At 51.8% G+C, this 10,227-nt stretch carries 9 protein-coding genes and 2 pseudogenes; all 11 read left to right on the top strand.

Annotated elements, in window-relative coordinates; all coding sequences use genetic code 11:
• The first annotated feature begins 64 nt into the window (after positions 1-64).
• Positions 65-565, top strand: a complete 501-nt coding sequence (locus DWV16_RS18365; RefSeq protein ID WP_002570687.1) for a PcfB family protein — start codon at positions 65-67, stop codon at positions 563-565.
• Positions 562-1,364, top strand: a pseudogene (locus DWV16_RS19925) (recombinase family protein); the annotation flags it as partial. The gene DWV16_RS18365 and the pseudogene DWV16_RS19925, both read left to right, overlap by 4 nt.
• An 18-nt stretch (positions 1,365-1,382) precedes the next feature.
• Entirely contained in the window at positions 1,383-2,768 is a 1,386-nt protein-coding gene (locus DWV16_RS18355) for a recombinase family protein (protein WP_370219465.1), read from the top strand.
• A 79-nt stretch (positions 2,769-2,847) separates the two neighbouring features.
• Complete coding sequence (locus DWV16_RS18350) at positions 2,848-3,039, top strand: transposon-encoded TnpW family protein (RefSeq protein ID WP_118480886.1); 192 nt, start codon at positions 2,848-2,850, stop codon at positions 3,037-3,039.
• 133 nt (positions 3,040-3,172) lie between these two features.
• Complete coding sequence (locus DWV16_RS18345; protein ID WP_118480884.1) at positions 3,173-3,475, top strand: hypothetical protein; 303 nt, start codon at positions 3,173-3,175, stop codon at positions 3,473-3,475.
• A gap of 84 nt (positions 3,476-3,559) precedes the next feature.
• Positions 3,560-4,120: an RNA polymerase sigma factor gene (locus DWV16_RS18340; protein ID WP_112146635.1), complete on the top strand. Its 561-nt coding sequence runs from the start codon at positions 3,560-3,562 to the stop codon at positions 4,118-4,120.
• A complete protein-coding gene (locus DWV16_RS18335; protein WP_118480882.1) occupies positions 4,117-5,118 on the top strand; it encodes a hypothetical protein in 1,002 nt (333 codons plus the stop codon). Before DWV16_RS18340 ends, DWV16_RS18335 begins: the two co-directional genes overlap by 4 nt.
• A gap of 81 nt (positions 5,119-5,199) precedes the next feature.
• On the top strand, positions 5,200-5,496 hold the full coding sequence (locus tag DWV16_RS18330; RefSeq protein WP_118480880.1) for a DUF3847 domain-containing protein: 297 nt from the start codon (positions 5,200-5,202) through the stop codon (positions 5,494-5,496).
• Between the two features lie 230 nt (positions 5,497-5,726).
• Positions 5,727-7,235 carry a MobQ family relaxase gene (mobQ, locus tag DWV16_RS18325; protein WP_118480890.1) on the top strand — a complete coding sequence of 503 codons (1,509 nt, stop codon included), beginning with the start codon at positions 5,727-5,729 and terminating at the stop codon, positions 7,233-7,235.
• A gap of 16 nt (positions 7,236-7,251) precedes the next feature.
• A complete protein-coding gene (locus DWV16_RS18320; protein ID WP_118480878.1) occupies positions 7,252-9,153 on the top strand; it encodes an AAA family ATPase in 1,902 nt (633 codons plus the stop codon).
• 85 nt (positions 9,154-9,238) lie between these two features.
• Positions 9,239-10,227: pseudogene (locus tag DWV16_RS18315) on the top strand (VirD4-like conjugal transfer protein, CD1115 family); the annotation flags it as partial.

Genomic DNA, 10,227 nt, shown 5'->3' with positions numbered 1-10,227 from the left:
AAAGAAAGCCGGACTGGCTGCCCGGCTTTCCTGTCCAAATTTATTGTAATAGGAGGCGATGAAAATGCAGGAAGAAGTGGAAAACAGGACTTTAACGCTGGTTGTCAGCGGAACAAAGTTCACCGGCAGGCTGCTCAAAGCCGCCATCAGCAAGTACATGGCCCACTGCAAGGAAAAGAAGCTGCAAAAGCAGAGAAGCCGTGATGCCCCTGTGACACCCCACGGCAAACAGACCGTCAAGCAGCTCATTGGTCAGAATCAGGGGATCTCCAATATCGAGATCACAGACCCCTCCATCAAGGAATTTGAGAAGATCGCCCGGAAATATGGTGTGGACTATGCGGTGAAGAAAGACCGCAGCAGCTCCCCGCCCAAATACCTGATCTTTTTCAAAGGCCGTGACGCCGATGCGCTGACCGCTGCATTTACCGAGTACACCAGCAAAAAGGTCAAGAAGGCCGAGAAAACGGAACGCCCGTCTGTGCTGGCAAAACTCAGTCAGTTCAAAGAGATGGTCAAAAATGCCGTGGTGGACCGCACCAAGCGAAAGGAGCTGGAACGATGAAAAAGCAGTTTGACATCAAAAAGCTCGTTTTGCTGAACCTGCCCTATCTCCTGATGGGGCTGTTTGCTACTAACTTCGGGGAGGCATGGCGACTGGCTCAGGGGGCAAATGCTTCAGAGAAATTCCTTTCCCTGTTTGCTGTCCTGCCTGGGGCGCTGCAAAGTTTCTGGCCCAGCCTGCACCCGTTGGATCTGCTGGTAGGGCTGTGCTGCGGTGCTGGCCTGCGTCTGGCGGTGTACCTCAAAAGTAAAAACGCCAAGAAGTACCGTCACGGTATGGAGTATGGCTCTGCCCGTTGGAGTGCATAATTTTAAGTGTAAATGACACATACATGGACGCACAGGAGGTTATGCACATGACTGATTATAGCAAAATTACAGCCCTTTACTCCCGCCTTTCCGTGGGCGACGAGGACAGGGACGGCGGCGAGAGCAACAGCATACAGAACCAAAAAATATTTTTGGAGAACTATGCCAGAGGGCAGCACCTAACCAATATCCGGCACTACATCGACGATGACGAAAGCGGCAGGTTTTTTGACCGTTCCGCCTACTCCCGCATGATGGACGATGTGGAAAACGGGAAAATCGGTGTCTGCATTATGAAAGACCTTACCCGCTGGGGGCGCGACTATCTCCAAGTAGGCAACGCGATGGAGATATTCAGACGGAACAATGTGCGCTTTATCGCGGTCAACAACGGCATTGACAGCGAGAAGCCCGATACATTGGAGTTTGCGCCCTTTATCAATATCATGTCGGAGTGGTATGCAAAGGACATCAGCAAGAAAGTGAAAACGGGCATTAAGACAAAAGGCATGAGTGGAAAGCCGATTGTCACCGAAGCCCCTTACGGCTATGTCAAAGACCCGGACAACAAGGATTTTTGGATAATCGACGAGGAAGCCGCCGAGGTTGTCCGTTTGATTTTCCGTCTGTTTATCGGTGGGAAGAACCGCAACCAAATCGCCGTATATCTGACACAGGAGCAAATCCCAACCCCCACTTTCTACATGAAAGACCGAGGGCGGGGAACCTGTAAAAATAAGACGCTCAACGAGGATAACCGCTGCAAGTGGAACAAAGTCACCTTGACCAATATCCTCACACGGCAGGAGTATTGCGGCGATGTGGTCAACTTCAAGACTACAAAGCATTTCCGGGATAAACATAACCACTATGTAGACCGGAGCCAATGGCACATCACAGAAAATGTGCATGAGCCGATTATCAGCCGCAGCGATTTTGAAACCGTACAGCGGATTTTGGAAAACGCACCCGTCAGACGCCCCAACGGGGACGGGGAAATCCACCCTCTGTCGGGCTTGCTTTTCTGTAAGGACTGCGGCGCAAAAATGCACATTCGTATTGATTATCGGAACGGCGGCAAGCGGCACGTTGCTTTTTGCAGCGAGTACCACAAGGGAAAAGCCAAAAACCCCAAATGCAATTCCCCACACATCATGGACGCGGACTTGCTCATGCAGACCATCGCGGAAGTGCTGAAGAAAATCGAGGACTATTCTATCAGCAACCGGGCGGAGTTTGAAGCATTAGTGAAAAAGAACCTTGCCATGCAGCAGACCGACCAGACAAAGAAGCAGCAGAAGCGTATTCCGCAAATCACGACTCGCCTTGAACAGATTGACAAGGTGCTGAATAAGCTTTATGAGGACAACGCCCTCGGCGCGATCCCGCAAGACCGCTATGAGCAGATGTCGCAGAAGTATTCGGAAGAATACTACGCGCTGAAAGCGGAGCTTGCCACGCTCCAAGAGCAGCTATCCGCTTATGAGAACACGGGAGGACGGGCGCAGAAGTTTTTGAAGCTGACGGAACGCCATGCCGCCTTTACCGACCTTACCCCCGCCATTCTCAACGAGTTTATCAGCCGGATTGAAGTGCATGAGCGCGACCAGAAAAGGGCGAGATACGCAATCCAGCACATCAGCATATATTTCAATTATATCGGCAAGTTTGAGAATGAAGTGACACAGCTTGCAGAGCCGACCGAGCAGGAAATCCGGCAAATGCGGGAGGAAATCGAAGAAGCCAAAAAGGAAAAGAGCCGCGCCTACCACCGCAACTATTCAAGGGAATACCGGGCGAGAAATCTTGAAAAGCAGCGGGAGTATGACCGCATGAAAGCGCGGGAATACCGGGCAAGGCGAAAGGCACAGGCAGCCGCACAGCCCGCACAGTAAAACAGAATAACCGTCAACCAAGAGGGATTTTCCGAACTACGGGAAATCCCTCTTTTGCGCCCGGAGAAAGGAGCCGCCTATGGCAGAACAGACCCCCGACAATATCATCACGACCCAGAGGAACGGGCAGACCATTGTTGCGGAGTTATTTTTCAATCACAGCAGCACAGAAACATTCCGCGACAAGCTGCTCAAACTGGTGCTTGCCGACAGTTCGCGTTTATCCGCGTCTGACGGTCAAGAGCCGGAAAAAACGGAAATCACGCGATAACAGCCGCCCTGACGATACACTCCCCGTCCGGGCGGTTTCTATTTGAAAATCCTCATTTTCCCCAAGTCAAGAGCCGGGAAAAACACCCGGAAAATGCCCCTATTGCGTAACAGGGGCGCAGAAAGGAGAGTTTATGAGAACAGGGCTTACGAAGCAGGAAAAGACCACCGATATTTGGTTTGACGAGAAAGACTCGCTAATCCATATCCGCACCCACAACACCGACTTAAAGAAGCGGCTTGCCGCCTACGCCGGACAGTACCCTGACCAGTGCCGCCAGACCGACACAGACCCGGACACGGGCTGCATGGAGTTTGAAATCCGCAAGGGGCGGTTCTCTTTCCGTCTGACCGCCCCATACAGAGAGGAACGCCGGAGAGCCGCCAGTGAAGCGGCGAAAGCTGCCGCGAGCAATCTCACGCGAAGTATGATATAATTTTTTTGAAAAACTTTTCTCTTTCATTTAGTATTTGCCGCGAAAACCGTAGTATATAGGTGAAGCCGGAAAGGAGGTGGCGCAATGATTGATGATGAAAAAATTATTGAGTTATTTTTTGAGCGTTCCGAGCAAGCCATACGGGAGCTGGACATTAAATACGGAAAAATCTGCCACAACCTCTCGTATAACATCGTGAACAGCCGACAGGACGCAGAGGAATGCGTCAATGACGCTTACTTAGGCGCATGGAACGCCATTCCCCCGGTACGCCCGAACCCGTTGCTTAGTTACATTGTGAAAATAGTGCGAAACATTTCCCTCAAAATCTATTGGAGAAAGGAAGCAGCCAAACGAAGCGGACACTATACGATTGCCTTAGAGGAAATCGAGGGCTGTATCGCAGACCAAAAAACCGTGGAAGATGAAATTGAAGCCAGAGAGTTAGCCCGTATCATCGAAGCATTTTTGGATACGCTGACCGTAAAAGAGCGCGTTATCTTCATGCGCCGCTATGCGTATGCAGATACCTACGCGGATATAGCAAAGCGCGTAGGTATCTCTGAAAAAAATGTATCCGTCCGGCTTGCTCTAATCCGCCAGAAGATGAAGCAATATTTGATTGAAAGAGAGGTATTAGTATGAACACAAAATTGTTTTCCGAAGCCATGAGCGAAGTCAACGACAAGTATTATGAGGAAGCCGCAAACTACCATTGTAAAAAGCATGGGTGGGTAAAGTTTACATCTTTAGCAGCTTGTGCCGCTATTGTGTTAGCAGTATCATTTGCGACTTTGTGGAAACTTCCAAGTCAAACTACGCCGCAGCCAGAATATGAACCGCCAATCATTACAAACCCGGATAATCAGTCGGACAATCCTGAGCAAGGTATTAGTCTTAACCTCAATGAAATTAAGGAACTCAATGCCACGAGTGGAAGTATCGCTCTTATGGCAGATGATTATACCGCAATGTCTTATGAAGAACTGCTCAGATATTTTGATGTATCACTCCCAATTACAGAAACGCTTCCCTACCTTACACTCCAGAGCAATGATTTTGGTATTTACCAAACAGATAATCGTGGAATTTATTATGATGGGAATTTTATTGAGTTCCGAAATTCTGGTGGAACGCAGGACATAAACATCGTCCTTTCTAAAGTGTTTAAGCACACTTCAGATGTTTTCGATTTAAGTGCGGACGAGTTACAATTTACAGAAATCAATGGCAGGGAGCTTGCAGTTTTCCACTACACAAATGAAAATGGAACAGATTGCTATTATGCTGAATTTCTGCAAAATGACGTTGCCTTCGTGGTCAGTTCGGAAAATATTTCAACGGAGGATTATGCGAAATGCCTGCAAGTCTTAGTTGAAAAAGCACAGCAAAACAGCGGCTCTGTCAACACCATCACAGGTGAAATTGTTGTAATCGACCCATACGCAAATCACATAGGAGTTCGTTTGGATAAGGAACAGGCCCCGGAATATAGCAGCGTATATGGAATTGACCTGCCAGACGGACAATCTGCCGGGGATTATTCGCTTGGCGACCGTGTAGAGGTAATGTATACGGGAGAGCCAGCAACCATTTTAACGATATGGGCAGAGCAACTTGTAGATATTAAATTATTGAAGTAAGCACAAAAAATATTACAGAGGGACAGTCGAGAAATCGGCTGTCCTTTTTCTATGCCGACGGGCAGAAAGGAGTGACCAGCCATGAGAAAACCGAGAGAGAAAACCCGTGAAGAACTGCAAGCCGAGATTGAGGACGGAAAGAAGAAAATCCGGCAGTTTGAGAACCGGGAAAAGATGTTGCGTCAAAAGCTATCCAAAGAGGAACGCAGAACACGCAGCCACCGCCTTATCGTCCGGGGCGCGGTCTTTGAAAGCATTGTGCCGGAAGCAAAGAACATGACCGACGAGGAAGCCACAGCACTTCTCCGGCTTGCCTTGACGAGTGAGCCGGTACGGGAATATCTGAAAAAACGAGCCGAAAGCAGGAAAAGCGAATAATCCCTTTGGAACAAAGGGCGCACTTATACACCCTTGCGGGCGTGTGCGCTCTGCCGAGGGCTTATCTCCGCACAGGGAGCTTTCCCCGCGCTACGATATGGCGGCTTTGCCGCAACAAGGGGCTGCGCCCCTTGCGCCGCTTTGCGGCTATCCCTGCACACCCACAAAAACAGTACACCCGCCGTTGGCGTCTGTACCATTTTTGCGGGTTCTATTATCCTATCCGGGAGGTGATACCCATAGCCATTTACCATTGGAACATCGGTATTGTGAGCCGAGGAAAAGGCAAATCAGCCGTTGCCGCAGCCGCCTACCGAAGCGGCGAAAAGCTGACAAACGAATGGGACGGAATGACCCATGACTACACCCGCAAAGGCGGCGTTGTCCATACCGAAATCATGCTGCCGCCCCACGCGCCACCCTCTTTCTCTGACCGTTCAACCTTGTGGAACAGCGTGGAGCTTTACGAGAAAGCCGGGAACGCCCAGCTTGCCAGAGAGATTGACGGGGCGCTCCCCATAGAATTATCCAGAGAGGAACAGATCCGGCTTGTCCGGGAATACTGTTCCTCTCAATTTGTTTCCAGAGGAATGTGTGTTGATTATGCCATTCACGACACCGACAGCGGCAACCCCCATTGTCACATCATGCTTACCGTGCGCCCCCTTGACGAGCGCGGCACATGGGCAGCGAAATCCAAAAAGGAATATGACCTTGATGAAAACGGCGAGCGTATCCGCTTGCCAAGCGGCAGATACAAAACCCACAAGGTTGACCTTACAGGCTGGAACGACAAGGGCAACACCCTCTTGTGGCGCAAGGCATGGGCTGACTTTACCAACGACTTTTTGGAGAGGAACGGAAGCCCGGAGCGCATCGACCACCGCAGCAACGCCGAGCGCGGCATAGACGAGATACCCACCGTCCACATGGGCGTGGCTGCTTGCCAAATGGAGAAGAAAGGTATCGCCACCGAGAAAGGCGAACTGAACCGAAATATCCAAAAGACAAACCGCCTTATCCGGGAAATCCGGGCGCAGATTGGGAAGCTCAAAGAGTGGATTGCCGACCTGTTCAAAGCGCGGGAAACCGCCCCAGAACAGCCGCCGCAATCTCCCAACCTCGCAAATCTGTTGATGAAGTATTTGAGCGTTCAGAGAGAAAAGAGCCGGAAGTATTCGCAGAGTTGGCAAAGGCAGCACGCAGCCGATGAACTGAAAACCATAGCGGCAGCGGTCAACTATCTTTCCGAGCATGGTATCTCTAATCTTGATGAGCTGGACGCTTCTCTTTCCTCTGTCAGTGAGAAAGCCTATTCAATCCGGGAGGGAATGAAAACCGCCGAGCAGCGCATGAAAGAATTGCAAAAACTCATGGAGTACGGCAGAAATTATCAGACCTACAAGCCCATACAGGACGAGTACCGGCAAATCCGCTGGAAAGGAAAACAGGAGAAGTTTGCGGAAGCCCGCCGCGCCGAGCTTACCCTATGGGACGCGGCAAACCGCTATCTCCATGCCCATTTGCCGGAGGGCGTGAAAACCCTGCCGATCTCCGCGTGGGAGAAAGAATATACCGCCATCAAAGCACAGCGGGAAGCGGAATATGACACGCTGAAAGAGACCCGCGCCGAGGTTGCCGAGCTTCAAAAAATCCGCAGGTGTGTGGATATTGCACTCCGCGCCGACCAGCCGGAGCAGACGCAGAGCCGCACCAAGCGGCATGATATAGACCGCTGAAAGGAGTTGAACTTTTATGTATTACACCCAAGAACAGATAGACCGCGCCAACCAAGCCGACCTTGTTTCTTTCCTGCAATCACAGGGCGAGCAGCTTACCCGCGCCGGGAATGAATACCGCTGGAAGCGGCACGACAGCCTGACCGTCCGGGGAAACAAATGGTACAGGCACAGCCAGAGCAAGGGCGGCGCACCCATTGATTTTGTCATGGAGTTTTTCGGCAAGAGCTTCACCGAAGCCGTTGAACTGCTGACAGGCGAAAAAGGCGCAGCCCAACCGCCGGACAGACCTTGCCCTGCGTCCCTATCCGACTTCCGGCTACCGCCCCCAAACAGCGACAATAGAACAGCGAGGAACTACCTCACAGCCGCCCGCCGCATTGATGAAGATGTGACGGGCTTTTTCTTTGCCACCGGGGATATTTACGAGGAAGCCGCCCACCACAACGCCGTATTCGTAGGGCGGGACGAGGACGGAATACCGCGCTACGCCCACAGCAAGGGAACGACGGGAAACTTCCGACTTGATGTGAAAGGCAGCGACAAAGCCTTTAACTTCTGCTACCGGGGCGAGGGCGAAAGATTGTTTGTCTTTGAAGCCCCGATAGACCTCTTATCTTTCCTCTGCCTGTTCAAAAAGGACTGGCAGAAGCAAAGCTACCTGTCATTGGGCGGCGTGGGGGAAAAAGCCCTGCTCCGCTTTCTCTCTGACCGTCCGAACATCAAGACCGTTTACCTCTGCCTTGACAGCGACCAAGCCGGAAGCGACGCTTGCAGCCGCCTTGCGGAGCTTGTGCCGGAGGGCTTGACCGTCCACCGCCTTGTGCCGCTTTACAAGGACTGGAACGAGGTATTGCAGCACCGGGCAGAAATCACAGACGGGAAGTATCTCCGCGAAGCGGTCTATGGATTGAAAGAGCCACCGCAGGAAGAAACAGTTGAGATTATCCGCATGAGCGAGGTTGATACACAGACCGTCGAATGGCTCTGGGAGCCGTATATCCCCTTTGGGAAAGTGACGATTGTGCAAGGCAACCCTGGAGAGGGAAAGACCACCTTTGCCCTACGCCTTGCCGCCGCCTGCACCACCGGGGGAACGCTGCCGGGAATGAAGCCCCTGCCGCCATTCCAAGTCATTTACCAGACCGCCGAGGACGGTTTGGGAGATACCGTCAAGCCCCGCCTTATGGAAGCCGAAGCAGACCTTGACCGCGTTCTTGTGATTGATGAATCCAAGCGGGAACTTACCCTGTCCGATGAGCGCATAGAGAAAGCTATCACACAGAACGGGGCGCGGCTGATTATCCTTGACCCAATACAGGCGTATATGGGCGACAAAGCCGACATGAACAAGGCTAACGAAGTGCGTCCTATCTTCCGCCGCCTTGCCGAAGTCGCGGAGCGTACCGGGTGCGCCGTTATCCTTATTGGGCATTTGAACAAAGCAGCCGGAGGGCAGAGCGCGTACCGGGGATTAGGTTCTATCGACTTCCGAGCCGCCGCACGGAGCGTGCTTTTAATCGGGCGCGTGAAGCGTGAGCCGAATGTGCGCGTCATCGTCCATGACAAATCTTCCCTTGCGCCGGAGGGGAAGCCTGTCGCCTTTTGTCTTGACCCGGAAACAGGCTTTTCATGGATAGGCGAATATGACATAACCGCCGACGAGCTGCTGTCCGGCGCGGGCGGCAACAACGCCACCAAAACCGAACAGGCTGAAAGGCTGATACTTGACCTGCTTGCAGACGGGAAAGAGCTTGCCAGCGAGGACATTGTAAAGGCCGCAGCCGAAGCCGGAATATCCGAGAGGACGGTACAGAACGCCAAGCGCAACATGGGCGGCATTTTAGGCGCAAGGCGTGTCGGCGGTCAATGGTACAACTTCATCAAGAAGAAGCAGCCACCCGAACCCGCAAGCTGAAAGTGCAAAACGCAGACCCTTTGCACTTTGCACTTTCGCACTTTCACGATAATTTGCGTCAATAACTCAAAAAAGCACTTGACAAAACGCTTCATGGGGAACCCGTGAGGATATTGCACCCTACATCGACCCGGTGTTCCAGAACAATGTGATTCTGACCAAAACCGAGAGCCTGACCATGAACAGCCGCCCCAAGGGCCCCAAGACCGCCAGAAACAAAAATGTGCTGGTGATCGGCGGCTCCGGTTCCGGTAAGACCCGCTTCTGGCTCAAACCGAATCTGATGCAGATGCACAGTTCTTATGTGGTCACAGACCCGAAGGGAACCATTTTGGTGGAGTGCGGAAAAATGCTCCAAAGGGGCGCACCCAAGCTGGGGAAGGACGGAAAGCCAATGAAGGATAAACACGGCAAGGTCATTTATGAGCCTTACCGCATCAAGGTCCTCAATACCATCAACTTCAAGAAGTCCATGCACTATAACCCTTTCGCCTATATCCATAGCGAAAAGGACATCTTGAAGCTGGTCACGACGCTGATCGCCAATACCAAAGGCGAAGGCAAGGCCGGAGACGATTTCTGGGTCAAGGCAGAAACGCTTCTCTATTGTGCGCTCATTGGCTATATCCACTATGAGGCTCCGGTGGAGGAACAGAATTTCTCCACCCTTATTGAGTTCATCAACGCTATGGAAGTCCGGGAGGATGACGAGGAGTTCAAAAATCCCGTGGATCTGATGTTTGACGCATTGGAAGCCGAGAAGCCGAACCACTTTGCGGTGCGCCAGTATAAGAAATATAAGCTGGCGGCAGGAAAAACAGCCAAGTCGATCCTAATTTCCTGTGGTGCGCGTCTTGCCGTGTTCGACATTGCAGAGCTGCGTGAGGTCACGGCTTATGATGAGCTGGAGCTAGACACTCTGGGAGATAGGAAAACTGCCCTATTCCTCATCATGAGTGATACTGACGACAGCTTCAACTTCCTTATTTCCATGTGTTATACCCAGCTTTTTAACCTGCTCTGCGAAAAAGCCGACGATGTGTATGGCGGCAGGCTCCCGGTCCATGTGCGCTG

The sequence above is a fragment of the Anaerotruncus sp. AF02-27 genome (assembly GCF_003465835.1).
In the GTDB taxonomy this organism is placed as follows: Bacteria; Bacillota; Clostridia; order Oscillospirales; family Ruminococcaceae; genus Anaerotruncus; species Anaerotruncus rubiinfantis.
The sequence above is the reverse complement of the archived record's forward strand: the minus strand, read 5'-3'. Positions and strand labels throughout refer to the sequence as shown.

Bases quoted from the DNA above. Each gene is read 5' to 3' on its own strand.
- DWV16_RS18365 (WP_002570687.1), top strand. From the start codon at position 65: ATGCAGGAAGAAGTGGAAAACAGGACTTTAACGCTGGTTGTCAGCGGA.
- DWV16_RS18355 (WP_370219465.1), top strand. From the start codon at position 1,383: ATGAGTGGAAAGCCGATTGTCACCGAAGCCCCTTACGGCTATGTCAAA.
- DWV16_RS18350 (WP_118480886.1), top strand. From the start codon at position 2,848: ATGGCAGAACAGACCCCCGACAATATCATCACGACCCAGAGGAACGGG.
- DWV16_RS18345 (WP_118480884.1), top strand. From the start codon at position 3,173: ATGAGAACAGGGCTTACGAAGCAGGAAAAGACCACCGATATTTGGTTT.
- DWV16_RS18340 (WP_112146635.1), top strand. From the start codon at position 3,560: ATGATTGATGATGAAAAAATTATTGAGTTATTTTTTGAGCGTTCCGAG.
- DWV16_RS18335 (WP_118480882.1), top strand. From the start codon at position 4,117: ATGAACACAAAATTGTTTTCCGAAGCCATGAGCGAAGTCAACGACAAG.
- DWV16_RS18330 (WP_118480880.1), top strand. From the start codon at position 5,200: ATGAGAAAACCGAGAGAGAAAACCCGTGAAGAACTGCAAGCCGAGATT.
- DWV16_RS18320 (WP_118480878.1), top strand. From the start codon at position 7,252: ATGTATTACACCCAAGAACAGATAGACCGCGCCAACCAAGCCGACCTT.